This window comes from Stenotrophomonas sp. 85239_Sma (assembly GCF_056481725.1).
On sequence record NZ_CM151163.1, the window covers coordinates 4,012,206 to 4,028,302 of the forward strand.

The window sequence follows — 16,097 nt, forward strand, 5'->3', positions numbered from 1 at the left end:
CGAACGCGGTCAGACTGCTGCCGCGCCGCCGACGATTTCGGAGATTTCCTGGGTGATCGCTGCCTGGCGCGCCTTGTTGTAGACGAGCTGCAGGGTGCCGATCAGCTTGTTGGCGTTGTCGCTCGCCGCCTTCATCGCAACCATGCGTGCCGCATGCTCGGAGGCGACGTTTTCCAGCAGTGCCTGGTACACCAGCGACTCGATGTAACGCGTCATCACGTGCTCGAGCACGGTCGCGGCATCGGGTTCGTACAGGTAGTCCCAGTCGTGGTGAGCGACCTGCTTCTCAGCCGGCGGCAGCGGCAGCAGCTGATCGAAGCTGGCCTTCTGCACCATGGTGTTCACGAAGCGGTTGTAGACCAGGTACACGCGGTCGATCTTGCCCTCGGTGAAGGCGTCGAGCATCACCTTGATCACACCGATCAGCGACTCCAGCTTCGGCACGTCGCCGATGTGGGTCACGCTGCCGACCATGTTGACCTTCACGCGGCGGAAGAAGGTCGACGCCTTCTGGCCGATGGTCACCAGGTCCACTTCCGCACCCTTGTCCTGCCATGCCTTGGCTTCGCCCAGCATCTTGCGGAACAGGTTGTTGTTCAGGCCACCGGCCAGGCCGCGATCGGAGGAGATCACGATGAAGCCGACCCGCTTGACCTGCTCGCGCTCGACCAGGAACGGATGCTGGTAATCGGTACTGGCCTGGGCCAGGTGCCCAATCACCTGCTTCATCGCCTGCGCGTACGGACGCGAGGTCTTCATCCGATCCTGCGCCTTGCGGATCTTGGAGGCCGAGACCATTTCCAGGGCGCGCGTCACCTTGCGGGTGTTCTGCACACTCTTGATCTTGGTTTTGATTTCGCGTCCGCTTGCCATCTCTTGTTTCCCGTGGCGCGGGGCAGATGCCCCGCGTTGTTCAACCGTTTGTCATCTGGTCCAGCGGAGCCAGCGCTCCGCTCTACAGGACCGCGATTACCAGCTGCCGGTGGTCTTGAACTCGGCGATGCCCTTCTTGAAGGCACCTTCGATGTCGTTGTCCCAACCGCCGGTGGCGTTGACCTTGCTGACCAGCTCGCCCTGGGTGTTGGCGAAGTGGGCGTGCAGGCCCTCCTCGAACGCCAGCAGCTTGTTGACCGGCACGTCGTCGAGGTAACCCTCGTTGACGGCGTAGATCGACAGCGCCTGGTTGGCGATCGACATCGGCGCGTACTGCTTCTGCTTCATCAGCTCGGTGACGCGCTGGCCACGCTCCAGCTGCTTGCGGGTCGCTTCGTCCAGATCCGAGGCGAACTGCGCGAACGCAGCCAGCTCACGGTACTGGGCCAGCGAGATGCGGATGCCGCCCGACAGCTTCTTGATGATCTTGGTCTGGGCCGAGCCACCGACGCGCGACACCGAGATACCGGCGTTCACGGCCGGGCGGATGCCGGCGTTGAACAGGTCGGTTTCCAGGAAGATCTGGCCGTCGGTGATCGAGATCACGTTGGTCGGAACGAAGGCGGACACGTCGCCAGCCTGGGTTTCGATGATCGGCAGCGCGGTCAGCGAGCCGGTCTTGCCGGTGACCTTGCCTTCGGTGAACTTCTCGACGTATTCCTCGGACACGCGCGCAGCGCGTTCCAGCAGGCGCGAGTGCAGGTAGAACACGTCACCCGGGTAGGCTTCGCGGCCCGGCGGACGCTTCAGCAGCAGCGAGATCTGGCGGTAGGCGACGGCCTGCTTGGACAGATCGTCATACACGATCAGCGCGTCTTCGCCGCGGTCCATGAAGTACTCACCCATGGTGCAGCCCGAGTAGGCGCTGATGTACTGCATGGCAGCCGATTCGGAAGCAGTCGCGGCCACCACGATGGTGTGGGCCAGCGCGCCGTTCTCTTCCAGCTTGCGCACGATGTTGGCGATGGTCGAAGCCTTCTGGCCGATCGCAACGTACACGCACTTGATGCCGGTGCCCTTCTGGTTGATCACCGCATCGATCGCCATGGCGGTCTTGCCGGTCTGGCGGTCGCCGATGATCAGCTCGCGCTGGCCACGGCCGATCGGGATCATCGAGTCGACCGACTTGTAACCGGTCTGCACCGGCTGGTCGACCGACTTGCGCCAGATCACGCCCGGAGCAACGCGCTCCACCGGAGCGGTCAGGTCGGTGCCCAGCGGGCCCTTGCCGTCGATCGGCTCGCCCAGCGCGTTCACGACGCGGCCCAGCAGTTCCGGACCGACCGGCACTTCCAGGATGCGGCCGGTGGTCTTGGCGACATCGCCTTCGCGCAGGTGCTCGTAGTCACCCAGGACCACGGCGCCGACCGAGTCGCGCTCCAGGTTCAGGGCCAGTGCGAAGGTGTTGTTCGGCAGTTCGATCATTTCGCCCTGCATCACGTCGGCCAGACCGAAGATGCGCACGATGCCGTCGGACACGCTGGTCACGGTGCCTTCGTTGCGCGATTCCGCGGCCAGCTTGACCTTCTCGATGCGGTTCTTGATCAGTTCGCTGATTTCGGAGGGGTTGAGCGTGGTTGCCATCGTCAAGTCCTAGTGCCGGCAGCGGGGCCGGACGTTAAATGAATTCAGTTAGCGAGCGCGGTCTGCAGACGGGCCAGCTTGCCCTTCAGCGAACCATCGATGACCACGTCGCCGGCGTCGATCACGGCGCCGCCGATCAGCGAGGCATCGACCGCGGTGGTCACTTCGACCTCGCGGTTGAAGCGCTTGCGCAGCGCAGCCTTGATCGCGTCCAGTTCACCGGCCGACAGATCGGCCGCCGAGGTCACCGTGGCCTTGACCACGTGCTCGGCTTCGGCGCGCAGGGCGTCGAACATGCCGGAGATTTCCGGCAGCAGCGGCAGACGATGCGATTCGGCCAGGATGGCCAGGAAGCGCGAGTAGGTCTCGCCGTGGGACACCGGCGCCAGCAGGGCGACGGCGTCGTCACGACCCAGCTCCGGGTTGGCGAGCAGGGCCGCCACGCGCGGGTCGGCGGCGACGTGGGCGGAGAACGCCAGGGCGTCCGACCACGGCGCGAACGCGCCTTCGTCGCGCGCGGTCGCGAACGCGGCGCGGGCGTACGGGCGGGCAAGCGTGAGGGCCTGGCTCATCCTTAGATCTCCGAGGCCAGCTCGTCGAGCAGCGCTTTGTGGGCGTTGGCGTCGATTTCGCGCTTGAGCAGCTTTTCGGCACCGGTCACGGCCAGCGCGGACACCTGCTTGCGCAGATCTTCACGGGCACGGTTGGCGGCGGCGTCGATTTCAGCCTGGGCCAGCTCCTTCTGACGGGTGGCTTCGGTGATCGCTTCGTTACGGGCAGCATCAACGATCTGGTTGGCACGCGCGTGGGCCTGATCGATGATCTCGTTGGCCTTGGTGCGGGCTTCCTTCAGCGCTTCGTTGACCTTCTCCTGCGCCTGGGCCAGATCTTTCTGGCTGCGGTCGGCAGCAGCGAGGCCTTCAGCAATCTTCTGCTGGCGCTCTTCGATCGCGTTCATCAGCGGCGGCCAGATCTTGGTCGCGATGATCCAGATCAGACCAGCGAAGGCCAGCGCCTGCGCAAGAAGGGTGAAATTGATATTCATGGTTAGCTCGATCGCTGGTTTCGGGGTGGACGCGCCGCCGTAGCGGCGCATCCGGCCTTCATCCGAAACCGGGTGCAGCAGCACCCGGTCGTCTCAAACCGCTGTATCAGCCGGCCAGAGCCTTGGTGACGGCGCCAGCAAAGGCAGCCGACAGCGGGTTGGCGAAGGCCAGCAGCAGGCCAACGGCGACCGAGATGATGAACGCGGCGTCGATCAGGCCGGCGGTGATGAACATGCGGACCTGCAGGACCGGGATCAGTTCCGGCTGGCGGGCGGCCGACTCCAGGAACTTACCAGCCATGATGGCCAGACCCAGACCGGCGCCCAGCGCGGCCAGGCCGATCATGATGCCGACGGCAAGGGCGGTGGAGCTCTGAATCTGCGCGAAGTTGGTCAGGACGGCGAAGTACATGGTTATCTCCAGGAACTTAAGTTGCTAAGGGTGATGAAACGGATGAAGGTTGAAACGCGTTGAAGCTTGAAACTCAGTGAGCGTCTTCCGACAGGCTCAGGTACACGATCGACAGCATCATGAAGATGAAGGCCTGCAGCGGGATCACCAGCAGGTGGAACAGCATCCAGCCAAGGCCGAACGCACCACCGGCAATGGCACCGAAGAAACCGGCACCACCCAGCACCCAGATCAGCAGGAACACGATTTCGCCGCCGAACATGTTGCCGAACAGTCGCATCGCCAGCGAGATCGGCTTGCTCAGCCACTCGACGATGTTGAGGATCAGGTTGAACGGCATCATCCACTTGCCGAACGGCGCCGTCAGGAATTCCTTGATGAAGCCAAGCAGGCCCTTGGACTTCAGCGCGAAGAACAGCATCAGGAAGAACACGCTGATGGCCATGCCGAGGGTGGCATTGACGTCAGCGGTCGGCACCGGCTTCCAGTAGTGGATGCCCGCCCATTCCAGCGGCTTGGCGATGAAGTCGGCCGGGATCATCTTGATCAGGTTCATCATCAGGATCCAGAAGAAGATCGTGATGGCGATCGGCGTGACCAGCTTGCTCTTGCCGTGATAGGTGTCCTTGGCCTGGCGGTCGACGAACTCCAGGCAGATCTCGACGAAGGCCTGCCACTTGCCCGGCACGCCGGCAGTGGCCTTGCGGGTCCCCAGCCAGAACGCGACAACGATCACCAGGCCCATCAGGACCGCGGTGAGGAAGGTATCGACGTGGATATGCCAGAACATACCCTCACCCTTGCCGACCGGTGCGGTCAGGTTGTGCAGGTGATGCTGGATGTAGCTGGTAGGGGTTAGAGCCTCGCCCGCCATGTGTCCGGAACCTTCAGTTAATTGAATTCTGTCAACGCCTGGCCATAGCCAGGACCTGGAACATCAAGCCGACGGCGATACCGGCCAACAGCGCCAGTGCAGGCAGCTTGAAGACCAGGAACCCCACCAGCAGGACGCCGAAAACCACCACCCACTTGGCCACGATCGCAATGATCAGGCGCGCCATCGCCGATCCTGCGGCCACCGCCCCTCCGCCCAGTGCCATCCGTGCCGCCACCCAACCACCGGCCGAAATGGCCACACCGGACGCCAGCGCGCCGAGGGCATATTTCGGACCCACCAGCAGGAAGGCCAGGGCCAGGACAGCCACTGCGGCCAGCGGGTAGACCGCGGCGCGCAGCATCAGTCGCCGACCCGCATCAACGGAGTTCAGCACAGGACGTCCCGCGTGGTTGCAAGTGGAGGGCTGAGGCGGCTACAGCAGGGGGGCCTCATCGAGCCGCCAAATTATAGCAATGGGACAATTTGCGAGACAACCGCTCCCTGTTCATCCCAGGAGGCCGCAAGTTGCGGTAACGGTTACATTTTTGCGTGCCACCCAGGGGACAATGACGTCCGCATGATGCTGCACTGCAGTATTGAACTTTGGTCGCAGGCCGCGGAACTTTCGCCGCAGGCGCCGGTCCGATCTTTCGACCTGCCTGCAGCAACCTCGTCGACGCTCCGCCCCGCAGGTCCCACGATGGCCCCGAAGCCCGGCTCCGGGGCCATCTCTTTGCATCATCGCGACAGCGCTGAACCGTGCACACCCTGTGGACCATACGTTCACGGATGGTGGACGGGCCTGTCCTGCACAGTGATCTTCATTCTGATGAACCACTGCAAGGACTCTTCGATGCGCTCCGTACCCACCCTGCTCGCCCTCTCCCTGCTCGCCACCGGGGCTTCGTTCGCCACTGCCGCCCATGCCGCCGAAGGCGATGACCGCTTCGCCCTGCGCCTGGGTGCAATGAACATCGACTCGGACAATACCCTCCGCGGCAAGACCAACGTGGCCGGCCAGGACATCGGCTTCTCCGAGGACTTCAAGCTGGGTGGCAAGGAATGGGAGCCGCGCATCGACGGCATGTTCCGCATCAGCAACCGCCAGCGCCTGCTGTTCAACTACTTCAAGTACGACAAGGACCGCCGCGAGACCCTCGGCCAGGACATCTCCTTCGGTGACGTCAACGTGCCGTCGGGCAGCTTCGTCAAGGGCGAGCTGAAGTACCAGGTCGCCAGCCTGGTCTATGACTACTCGGTGGTGGACACCGATACCTTCGACCTCGGCCTGCAGCTGGGCGCCGAGTACGCCAAGGTCAGCACCAAGGCCTACGCCGATCTGGGTACCGTCTACGAAGGCCAGTTCCTCAACGAGAAGACCGACGGCGTGGCGCCGGTGGTCGGTGCGCGGCTGAGCTTCACCCCGTCGGAGAAGTGGATGATCACGCTGCAGGGCCAGTACCTCAACACGCGCTGGGGCAGCTTCGATGACTACAAGGGCGACCTGAGCCGCGCCAACGCCATCGTCGATTACCGCTTCACCAAGAACTTCGGCGTGTTCGCCGGCTACGACTGGTTCAAGCTGGACGCGGACAAGAAGGGCAGCGACGGCACCATCGGCCTGAAGCAGGAATTCAAGGGCCCGGTGGCCGGCGTCAGCTTCGTGTTCTGATCCCCCACCCCTTCCACGGCACTCTCTCCTGGCGCGGCCTCCGGAACATCGGGGCCGCGCTTTTTTGTGCTGTTTTTCCCTGCGTGCAGGAGCAAGAGCAGCTGGGTCGAGCGCCGGAGGGAGCGGGGGCTGCGTGCGAATGTCCCCCGGCGCTGGCCTGCGGCCGGCACCTCCTCCTTTGCTTCGCCCCCAGCCCCCGCTCCCTCCGCGTTTCAGGCATCCAGGCGGCCTGGGCAGTGGCGACTGTCCGCCTGCCACCCGCGCAGCGGCCCAGACCCTCGCGATGTGCTGCCGAAGGTATCCCCGCAGCCAACAAAAAACCCCGGCAGAGGCCGGGGCTTTTTGTACGGAATGGCGCGAACGCCTTACTTCTTCTTCGGCATGTACAGATCGGTGATCGTGCCGTCGTAGATTTCCGAGGCCATCGCCACCGATTCGCTCAGCGTCGGGTGCGCATGGATGGTGTGGCCGATGTCCTCGGCTTCCGCACCCATCTCGATCGCCAGGCCGATCTCGGCCAGCAGGTCACCGGCATGCACGCCAACGATGGCACCACCGATGATGCGGTGGGTCTCTTCGTCGAAGATCAGCTTGGTGAAGCCCTCGGTGCGGCCGATGCCGATCGCGCGGCCACTGGCGGCCCACGGGAACTTGGCCACGCCCACCTTCAGGCCCTTGGCCTTGGCTTCGGTTTCGGTGACGCCAACCCAGGCGATTTCCGGGTTGGTATAGGCCACCGACGGAATCACGCGGGCCACCCATTCCTTCTTGTGGCCGGCTGCCACTTCAGCGGCCAGCTTGCCTTCGTGCGTGGCCTTGTGGGCCAGCATCGGGTTGCCGACGATGTCGCCGATGGCAAAGATGTGCGGCACGTTGGTGCGCATCTGGCGATCGACCGGGATGAAGCCACGGTCGGTGACCTGCACGCCGGCCTTTTCGGCATCGATCTTCTTTCCGTTCGGCGAGCGACCCACGGCCACCAGCACGCGGTCGAAGGTGCCCTGCGCCAGCGCAGGCGCCTGGCCTTCCTCGGCGGCGTCGAAGCTCACGGTGATGCCCTTGGCATCGGCGGTGACGCCCGAGGCCTTGGTCTTCAGGTGGACTTCGATGCCCTGCTTCTTCAGGCGGTCGGCCAGCGGCTTGACCAGGTCCTTGTCGGCGCCCGGCATCAGCTGGTCCATGAACTCGACCACGGTGACCTTGCTGCCCAGTGCGCTGTACACGGTGGCCATTTCCAGGCCGATGATGCCGCCGCCGACGACCAGCAGCGAGCCCGGCACTTCGGCCAGCTCCAGCGCGTCGGTGGAGTCCATCACGCGCTTGTCGTCCCACGGGAAGTTCGGCAACTTCACTGCCTGCGAACCGGCGGCGATGATGCACTTCTGGAAACGCAGCAGCTGGGTACTGCCGTCCGCGGCGGTGATTTCCAGCTCGTTGGCCGACAGGAACTTGCCGACGCCCTGCACATTGCGGACCTTGCGCTGCTTGGCCATGCCGGCCAGGCCCTTGGTCAGCTGGTTGACGACTTTTTCCTTGTACTCGCGCAGCTTGTCCAGGGTGATGGTCGGCTTGCCGAACGCGACGCCGAAATCACCGGCGTGGGCCACTTCGTCGATCACCGCAGCAGCATGCAGCAGCGCCTTGGACGGAATGCAGCCCACGTTGAGGCAGACGCCGCCGAGGCTGGCGTAGCGCTCGACCAGCACCGTATCCAGGCCGACGTCGGCGGCGCGGAAGGCGGCGGTGTAGCCGCCCGGGCCGGAACCCAGCACGACCATCTCGCATTCGATATCGGCCGGCTTGCCGCTGGACAGCGCCGGCTTCGGTGCCGCCGGTTCAGCCGGGGCGCGATGCGACGGGGTCACCGGCGGCTTGCTGGCCGGAGCGGCCGCAGCCGGAGCCGGTGCAGCGGCCTTGGCCGGCGCTTCGGCGGCGCCTTCGGCGTCCAGCACCACGACCACGGCGCCTTCGGACAGGGTGTCGCCCAGCTTGACCTTGATTTCCTTGACCACGCCGGCGGCCGAGGACGGCACTTCCAGGGTCGCCTTGTCCGATTCCAGGGTCACCAGACCCTGATCCTTCTTCACCGTGTCGCCGACGGCGACCAACACTTCGATCACCGGCACATCGCTGTAATCGCCGATGTCGGGAACCTTGACTTCAATCGTGGCCATGGTGGGTTTTCCTCGTGCCGACCGGCATGGCCGGCAGGCTGTCACTGCATCTGTTCACACGGCCGCGCCAGGGGCTGCGGCCGCACGGTGGGGGGCGAAGCGGTGCCTTACAGCAGCACGCGGCGCATGTCGGCCAGTACCTGCGACAGGTACGTGGTGAAGCGTGCGGCCAGTGCGCCGTCGATGACGCGGTGGTCGTAGCTCAGCGACAGCGGCAGCATCAGCTTCGGTGCGAATTCCTTGCCGTTCCAGACCGGCTGGATGGACGACTTGGAGACGCCGAGGATGGCCACTTCCGGTGCGTTGACGATCGGGGTGAACGCGGTGCCGCCGATGCCGCCCAGCGAGCTGATCGAGAAGCAGCCGCCGCTCATGTCGGCCGGGCCCAGCTTGCCGTCGCGCGCCTTCTTGGCCAGTTCGCCGGTTTCCTGCGCGATCTGCACCACGCCCTTCTTGTCCACGTCGCGGATGACCGGCACGACCAGGCCGTTCGGCGTGTCGGCGGCGAAGCCTATGTGGAAGTACTTCTTCAGGGTCAGGTTTTCACCGCTGGCATCGAGCGAGGCGTTGAATTCCGGGAACTTCTTCAGCGCCGCGGCACTGGCCTTGATCAGGAAGGCGAGCATGGTCAGCTTGATGCCGGCCTTCTCGTTTTCCTTGTTCAGCGCCACCCGCAGGCCTTCCAGGTCGGTGATGTCGGCCTGTTCGAACTGGGTGACGTGCGGGATCATGGCCCAGTTGCGCGCCAGGTTCGCACCCGAGATCTTCTTGATGCGCGACAGCGGCTGGACTTCGGTCTCGCCGAACTTGCTGAAGTCGACCTTCGGCCACGGCAGCAGGTTCAGGCCACCACCGGCAGCGACAGCAGCACCGCCGGCAGCCGGCACGCCGCCGCTGAGTGCGGCCTTGACGAACTTCTGCACATCACCCTTGGTGATGCGGCCACCCTTCTCGGTGCCGTTGATCTGCAGCAGGTCCACGCCCAGTTCGCGGGCGAACACACGCACCGCCGGGGTGGCATACGGCACCTTGGCCGGCAGCACGCCATCGGCGTTGAACTGCACCGGCGGGCTGGACGGGGTACCGGCCGAGGCGATCTCGCGGGCCGCCAGCTTGTCCGGCTGCGCCGGCACGGCGACCGGCTCGACCTTGGTGGCGGTCTCGGCGGCAGCCGGAGCGGCAGCAGCGGCAGCCTTGGTCGGCGCCGGCGCGGCAGCGCCCTCGGCTTCGATGATGGCGACCACATTGCCCTGCGACAGAGTGTCGCCGACCTTGACCTTCAGTTCCTTCACCACGCCAGCCACCGACGACGGCACTTCCATGGTCGCCTTGTCGCTTTCCAGCGTGACCAGGCCCTGGTCCTTCTTGACCGTGTCACCGACGGCGACCAGCACTTCGATGACCGGAATGCCGGAATAGTCGCCGATATCCGGCACCAGCGCTTCAACCGCACCACCGCTGGCAGCCGGAGCGGCCGGCGCAGCCGCGGCCGGGGCCGGCGCGCTCTGGGTGGCGGCAGCCGGAGCTGCGGCCTTGGCCGGTGCCGGCGCGGCAGCGGCCGGCTTGGCGGCTTCGGCTTCGCCTTCGGTCACTTCGATCAGCGCCACGACCTTGCCTTCGGACAGGCTGTCGCCCACCTTGACCTTGAGTTCCTTGACCACGCCGGCCACCGAGGACGGCACTTCCATGGTCGCCTTGTCGCTTTCCAGCGTCACCAGGCCCTGGTCCTTCTTGACCGTGTCGCCGACGGCGACAAGCACCTCGATTACCGGGATATCGCTGTAGTCACCGATATCGGGGACAAGTGCTTCCTTGATTTCGGCCATGGGGATAACTCCGGCAATCTGGTGTAGGGAAACGTCTATTGTGCGGCCAGCGGGGGCCAGCGCCAACCGTTACAGGTGTTTTCAGTACGCACGCAGCCGGGACACGCTGTTGCTCATGGGCTGCGGCCGCGACCAGTCGGTAGCGTATTGTCCGGACGATGTCCGCTTGATGTCGCCAGTACGTCGGCTACCGGCTGCCAGGCCTGGCGCAGGCGCGGCAGCGACCACCCTGCATTGGCCGGGCTGGTCGATGGCAGTGCGACCACCTTTGGCGGGGCCTGCAGCCGTGGCAGCACCCAACGCTGGAATGCCTGCAGCGAGGCACCGCCATTGCAGCCGATCAGCTTCAGCTCAGGCAGCGTGGCGATCAGTTCCGGCAGCGCATTGGCCACTTCCGTGCCACGCACGATGCCCGCATCCAGGCTGCCACGACGCTCGCAGCGACCGATCACATCCCACAGGCCGATGCCCGCAGCGCCCAACGCCTGCAGCCGCTGCGCGTAGGCCAGACCTGGATCGAAACCGCAGATGTCCGCCATCAGCGGCCAGAAACGATTGCGCGGATGCGCGTAGTAGCGCTGCTCCTGCAGGGACGCCACGCCTGGCATCGAGCCCAGCAGCAGCACCCGGCACTCCGCGTTCACCTGCGCTTGCAAACCCACGCACATCGTTGCCTCGCTCACATCTCCTCCAACTGCATGAATGTCGCCGAAGGCCGAAAGGCCCATGAAAACAGGCTTTCCGCTCCGGTCGCTGAACAAGGAAAACTATTTTTTAACGTGCGTCGGATTCGATTCATGTTGGGGCGACTACGGTGTGCTCGCCCCGCAACCGGGGGCCCAAAACAAGAAACATTAGGAGATACCCCCATGCGCTCCATCCGTATCCTGAGTCTCGCCCTGCTGACCTCCGCCGCCTTCGCGCCGGCCGCTTTCGCCCAGGACAGCAGCACCACCGATACCGCTTCGGGCAAGCATTTTGCCGTTGTTGGCGGCATCTCGCTGCTGGAACCGAAGAACGACCCGATCACCGGCGTGAAGAAGACCGACGGTGGACCGGCGCCGACCGTCAGCTTCAGCTACTACATCAACGACAACTGGGCCGTTGAGCTGTGGGGCGCTGCCGACAAGTTCGACAACAAGTTCAAGGGCCCGAACAACGCCCGCCTGGGCTCGGTCGAGCAGCAGCCGGTCGCGCTGAGCGGCCAGTACCACTTCGGCCAGGCTGACAACGTGTTCCGCCCGTTCGTGGGCGTCGGCTACTACCAGTCGAGCTTCAGCAACGAGAAGCTGGGCAACGGCACTGACAGCGACATCCGCTTCAAGGATGCCAAGGGCGTGATCGGCACCGTCGGCGTTGACATGAACATCAACTCCACCTGGTTCGCCCGTGCTGACGCCCGCTACATGCGCGCCCGCCCGGACATCAAGGTCGGCGGCGAGAAGATCGGCGAAGCCAAGATGGACCCGTGGACCGTCGGCTTCGGCATCGGCGCCCGCTTCTGATCCAGGCAACGCTGCTTCACTGATGTAACGCGACGGGCCCTTCAGGGCCCGTCGTCGTTTCCGTCACCGCAGGCCCGTGTAGAGTCGGCTGTGGCTCGACTCTACCGGCGGATGCGAGGGGCCCCATGCACGAAATCGACCTGCTGGTGATCGGTGGCGGCATCAACGGCGCCGGCATTGCCCGTGATGCCAGTGGCCGCGGCCTGCGCGTACTGCTGTGCGAACAGCACGACCTGGCCGCGCACACCTCCAGTGCCAGCAGCAAGCTGATCCACGGCGGCCTGCGCTACCTGGAACAGGGCCAGTTCGGGCTGGTGCGCAAGGCGCTCGGCGAACGTGAGGTGGTGCGCCGGCAGGCGCCCCATCTGGTCCATCCGCTGCGCTTCGTGCTGCCCTGGGAGCCACACCTGCGCCCGCGATGGATGCTGCGCGTGGGGCTGTGGCTGTACGACCATCTGGGCCGGCGCGGCCCCGCCTTCCCCGCGTCACGCGCGCTGGACCTGCAACGCGACCCGCTTGGCCACTGGCTCTCCCCGACGCTGCGGCAGGCCTTCAGCTACGCCGATGCGCAGGTCGATGACGCGCGATTGGTACTGCTCATCGCCCTGGATGCCGCGCAGCGAGGCGCACAGGTGCGGGTGCGCAGTCGCTGCATCGACCTGTGCCCCATGCAGGGCCGATGGCAGGCTGTTCTGGAGTCCGCCGATGGCCAGTCGCACCATGTGAATGCGCGCGCCGTGGTCAATGCGGCAGGCCCGTGGGCCGGGGGCCTGCTGGAACGGATGCAGGCGCGCAGCGGCGGCCCCGCACTGCGCCTGGTGCAAGGCAGCCACATCGTGCTGCGCCGGCCCTGGCCCGATGACAGCGCCTGCCTGCTCCAGCAACCCGACGGACGCGTGGTGTTCCTGCTGCCCTTCGCGCACGACCACCTGCTGGTTGGCACGACCGACACCGACTATCGCGGTGACCCGGCGCGCTGCAGCGTGCTGCCTTCCGAGGTGGCCTACCTGTGCGAAGCGGCCAATCGCTACCTGCGCGAACCCATCGCACCGGAGGAGGTGGTCTGGGCGTTCGCCGGCGTCCGTCCGCTGTTGGCTGACCCGGATCCGCGCGCAGCAAAACTCAGCCGCGACTACCGCCTGCAGTTGCAGGCGGACCCGGCACCGGCGCTGCATGTGCTGGGTGGCAAGCTGACCACATATCGGGTGCTGGCCGAGGAGGCAGTGGACCTGCTGCGCCCTGCCCTGCCACAGATGGGACCGGCGTGGACGGCACGCGGAGACCCGCTGCCGGGCAGCGACTGGGGTGACGCCGCACAGGCAGGCTCGCGCTTGCTGGCGCTGGCACCGTGGTTGCCCGCAGGTATCGCGCGACGCTGGGCCGGAGCCTATGGCAGTCGCAGCGCGGAACTGCTGCAGGGTGTACAGGGCGTGCACGATCTTGGCGAGGAGTTTGGCGACGGCCTGCATGCGCGCGAAGTGGACTTCCTGCGCGAACACGAGTGGGCATACAGCACCGACGATATTCTGTGGCGGCGGAGCAAGCTGGGGCTGCGGCTGGATGCTGCGCAGGTGACACGGCTGCAGGCGTGGATGTCGCAACGGTAGCGCCGGGCCATGCCCGGCGGACATCATGCAACGCAGCCGAGCATGGCCCGGCTGTACAGAGAGCAAGGTAAATTACCCTGACCGCTCTACCGGAGACGCTGCATGACGCCCCGCTACGTGCTGGCCATCGACCAGGGCACCACCAGTTCGCGCGCGATCCTGTTCGACCGTGCCGGCAACATCGTCGGCAGCGCGCAGCGCGAGTTCGCGCAGATCTTCCCGCAGCCCGGCTGGGTCGAGCATGACCCGCGCGAGATCCTTACCAGCGTGTATGCCACGCTGACCGAGCTGCTCAGCCGCGGGCAGATCGACCCGCGCCATATCGCCGCACTGGGCATCACCAACCAGCGCGAAACCACCGTGGTCTGGGACCGCGCCACCGGCCAGCCGATCCACAACGCCATCGTCTGGCAATCGCGGCAGAGCCACGCCATCTGCGAGCGGCTCAAATCCGAGGGGCATGAAGCGCTGATCCGCGAGCGGACCGGCCTGCTGATCGATGCCTATTTCTCCGCCACCAAGGTGCGCTGGATCCTCGACCACGTGGAGGGCGCGCAGCAGCGCGCCGAACGTGGCGAGCTGCTGTTCGGCACCATCGACAGCTGGCTGGTGTGGAACCTGAGCGGTGGCCAGACGCATGTGACCGACTACAGCAACGCCGCGCGCACCCTGCTGTTCAACATCCACACCCTGGACTGGGATGACGACCTGCTGGCGCTGCTCGACATCCCGCGCGCGATGCTGCCGCAGGTGCGCGACTCCAGCGCAGTCTACGCACATACCCGGCCGCAGTTCTTCTTCGACCACCCGATCCCGATCGCCGGCATCGCCGGTGACCAGCAGGCGGCGCTGTTCGGCCAGGCCTGCTTCCGGCCGGGCATGGTCAAGAACACCTATGGCACCGGCTGTTTCATGCTGATGCATACCGGTGCGCAGGCGGTGCGCTCGCGCAACGGCCTGCTGACCACCATCGCCTGGGGCCTGGACGGGCGCGTGGAATACGCGCTGGAAGGCTCGATCTTCATCGCCGGCTCGGTGGTGCAGTGGCTGCGCGACGGCCTGCGGATGATCGAACGTGCCAGCGACAGCCAGGCACTGGCCGCGCAGGTGCCCGACAGTGGCGGCGCTTACCTGGTGCCCGCGTTCGTCGGCCTCGGCGCGCCCTATTGGCGCAGCGATGTACGCGGTGCGATGTTCGGGTTGACCCGTGGCACCCGCAAGGCGCACTTCGTGCGCGCCGCGCTGGAAGCGATGGCCTACCAGACCCGCGATGTGCTCGATGCGATGCAGTCCGACGCGGGCATCGCGCTGACCGAGCTGCGCGCCGACGGCGGTGCGATCGGCAACGACTTCCTGGCCGGGTTCCAGGCCGACATCCTCGGCGTGCCGCTGCTGCGGCCTCGGCTGACCGAGACCACCGCACTGGGTGCGGCCTACCTGGCGGGCCTGGCGGTGGGGTTCTGGACCAGCCGCGAACAGATCGCCGCGCAGTGGGGCCTGGACCGGCGCTTCGAGCCGCAGATGGAGGTGGCCCGGCGCGAGAAACTGTATGCCGGATGGCAGCAGGCCGTTGCCGCTACCCTCGCCTTCCACGTGGATTAAGGCGGTGTCGACCAAGGTCGACACCCACCACAGGCATCGTCAGCGGATCGGCGCGGTCAGAACGCCGGCAGCACCGCGCCCTTGTACTTGGTCTCGATGAAGGCCTTCACCTGCGGGCTGGTCAGGGCCTTGGCCAGCTTCTGCACGCGAGCGTCGTCCTTGTTGTCCGGGCGTGCGACCAGGAAATTCACGTACGGCGAGTCCTTGCTCTCGATCGCCAGCGCATCCTGGGTCGGGTTGAGGCCGGCGTCCAGCGCGTAGTTGGTATTGATCAGGGCCAGATCGACCTGGTCCAGAACGCGCGGCAGCATCGCCGAGTCCAGCTCGCGGAACTTCAGGTTCTTCGGGTTGGCGCTGATGTCGCGCTGGGTCGACAGCGCGTTGGTCGGGTCCTTCAGCTCGATCACGCCAGCCTTGTGCAGCAGGATCAGCGCACGGCTGTTGTTGCTCGGGTCGTTCGGGATCACCACGTCGGCGCCTTCACGCAGCTCGGCCAGCGACTTGACCTTGCGCGAGTACGCACCGAACGGCTCGATGTGGACGCCGATCACTTTCACCAGGTCGGTCTTGCGGTCGCGGTTGTAGGCATCCAGGTACGGCTCGGTCTGGAAGTAGTTGGCGTCCACCTGCTTCTGCACCAGCTGGTCGTTGGGCTGCACGTAGTCATTGAACACGCGCACGTCCAGGTCCACGCCTTCCTGCTTGAGGATCGGCTTGACCACCTCGAGGATCTCGGCATGCGGCACGGCCGTGGCGGCCACCACCAGCTTCTGCGAGGGCTCGCCAGACGAGCCGCAGGCGGTCAGGGCCAGCGCAGCGGCGAGCAGGGGCAGCAACAGGGTCTTCTTCATGGGGGATTG

The 16,097-nt window shown here is 65.6% G+C and carries 15 protein-coding genes; 4 read left to right on the forward strand and 11 right to left on the reverse strand.

Translation table 11 applies throughout. From position 1 onward, the window contains the following. Window positions 1–9: 9 nt before the first annotated feature. From atpG to ACYKG1_RS18625, 7 genes are all read right to left on the reverse strand, one after another. Window positions 10–873 carry a F0F1 ATP synthase subunit gamma gene (gene atpG, locus ACYKG1_RS18595; protein WP_005411129.1) on the reverse strand — a complete coding sequence of 288 codons (864 nt, stop codon included), beginning with the start codon at window positions 871–873 and terminating at the stop codon, window positions 10–12. Window positions 874–969: 96 nt separating this feature from the next. Further along, window positions 970–2,517 carry a F0F1 ATP synthase subunit alpha gene (atpA, locus tag ACYKG1_RS18600; protein ID WP_005411130.1) on the reverse strand — a complete coding sequence of 516 codons (1,548 nt, stop codon included), beginning with the start codon at window positions 2,515–2,517 and terminating at the stop codon, window positions 970–972. 44 nt (window positions 2,518–2,561) lie between these two features. Next, window positions 2,562–3,089, reverse strand: a complete 528-nt coding sequence (locus ACYKG1_RS18605) for a F0F1 ATP synthase subunit delta (protein ID WP_100473991.1) — start codon at window positions 3,087–3,089, stop codon at window positions 2,562–2,564. Between the two features lie 2 nt (window positions 3,090–3,091). Continuing rightward, window positions 3,092–3,562, reverse strand: coding sequence for a F0F1 ATP synthase subunit B (locus ACYKG1_RS18610; protein ID WP_005419512.1), 471 nt, complete (start codon window positions 3,560–3,562; stop codon window positions 3,092–3,094). A 106-nt stretch (window positions 3,563–3,668) separates the two neighbouring features. Continuing rightward, window positions 3,669–3,974 (reverse strand): F0F1 ATP synthase subunit C, encoded by a 306-nt coding sequence (gene atpE, locus ACYKG1_RS18615; protein WP_005411133.1) that lies wholly within the window; start codon window positions 3,972–3,974, stop codon window positions 3,669–3,671. 73 nt (window positions 3,975–4,047) lie between these two features. Then, window positions 4,048–4,848: a F0F1 ATP synthase subunit A gene (gene atpB, locus ACYKG1_RS18620; protein ID WP_049466592.1), complete on the reverse strand. Its 801-nt coding sequence runs from the start codon at window positions 4,846–4,848 to the stop codon at window positions 4,048–4,050. Between the two features lie 31 nt (window positions 4,849–4,879). Further along, window positions 4,880–5,245, reverse strand: a complete 366-nt coding sequence (locus ACYKG1_RS18625; protein ID WP_014648497.1) for a hypothetical protein — start codon at window positions 5,243–5,245, stop codon at window positions 4,880–4,882. 459 nt (window positions 5,246–5,704) lie between these two features. Between ACYKG1_RS18625 and ACYKG1_RS18630 the strand changes: the two genes are divergently transcribed. Then, the gene (locus ACYKG1_RS18630) at window positions 5,705–6,523 is read left to right on the forward strand and encodes a hypothetical protein (protein ID WP_478471089.1); all 819 of its coding nucleotides are present in this window, start codon (window positions 5,705–5,707) and stop codon (window positions 6,521–6,523) included. Between the two features lie 365 nt (window positions 6,524–6,888). Here ACYKG1_RS18630 and lpdA read toward each other — a convergent pair whose 3' ends face one another. The 3 genes from lpdA to ACYKG1_RS18645 form a co-directional block, all read right to left on the reverse strand. Beyond that, window positions 6,889–8,697: a dihydrolipoyl dehydrogenase gene (lpdA, locus tag ACYKG1_RS18635; RefSeq protein ID WP_262083508.1), complete on the reverse strand. Its 1,809-nt coding sequence runs from the start codon at window positions 8,695–8,697 to the stop codon at window positions 6,889–6,891. 107 nt (window positions 8,698–8,804) lie between these two features. Then, window positions 8,805–10,523 (reverse strand): dihydrolipoyllysine-residue acetyltransferase, encoded by a 1,719-nt coding sequence (aceF, locus tag ACYKG1_RS18640; RefSeq protein WP_478471090.1) that lies wholly within the window; start codon window positions 10,521–10,523, stop codon window positions 8,805–8,807. Between the two features lie 113 nt (window positions 10,524–10,636). Further along, on the reverse strand, window positions 10,637–11,206 hold the full coding sequence (locus ACYKG1_RS18645; RefSeq protein ID WP_100473994.1) for a DNA-deoxyinosine glycosylase: 570 nt from the start codon (window positions 11,204–11,206) through the stop codon (window positions 10,637–10,639). Window positions 11,207–11,392: 186 nt separating this feature from the next. On the opposite strand from ACYKG1_RS18645, the gene ACYKG1_RS18650 reads away from it, so the two are divergent. The 3 genes from ACYKG1_RS18650 (at window position 11,393) to glpK (ending at window position 15,237) form a co-directional block, all read left to right on the forward strand. Further along, window positions 11,393–12,028 carry an OmpW/AlkL family protein gene (locus tag ACYKG1_RS18650; RefSeq protein WP_478471091.1) on the forward strand — a complete coding sequence of 212 codons (636 nt, stop codon included), beginning with the start codon at window positions 11,393–11,395 and terminating at the stop codon, window positions 12,026–12,028. Between the two features lie 125 nt (window positions 12,029–12,153). Next, window positions 12,154–13,635 carry a glycerol-3-phosphate dehydrogenase gene (gene glpD / locus ACYKG1_RS18655; protein WP_478471092.1) on the forward strand — a complete coding sequence of 494 codons (1,482 nt, stop codon included), beginning with the start codon at window positions 12,154–12,156 and terminating at the stop codon, window positions 13,633–13,635. 102 nt (window positions 13,636–13,737) lie between these two features. Then, complete coding sequence (glpK, locus tag ACYKG1_RS18660) at window positions 13,738–15,237, forward strand: glycerol kinase GlpK (RefSeq protein ID WP_478471093.1); 1,500 nt, start codon at window positions 13,738–13,740, stop codon at window positions 15,235–15,237. A gap of 56 nt (window positions 15,238–15,293) precedes the next feature. On the opposite strand, the gene ACYKG1_RS18665 is transcribed toward glpK, so the two are convergent. Then, window positions 15,294–16,088, reverse strand: coding sequence for a MetQ/NlpA family ABC transporter substrate-binding protein (locus ACYKG1_RS18665; RefSeq protein WP_100473998.1), 795 nt, complete (start codon window positions 16,086–16,088; stop codon window positions 15,294–15,296). Window positions 16,089–16,097: the final 9 nt, after the last annotated feature.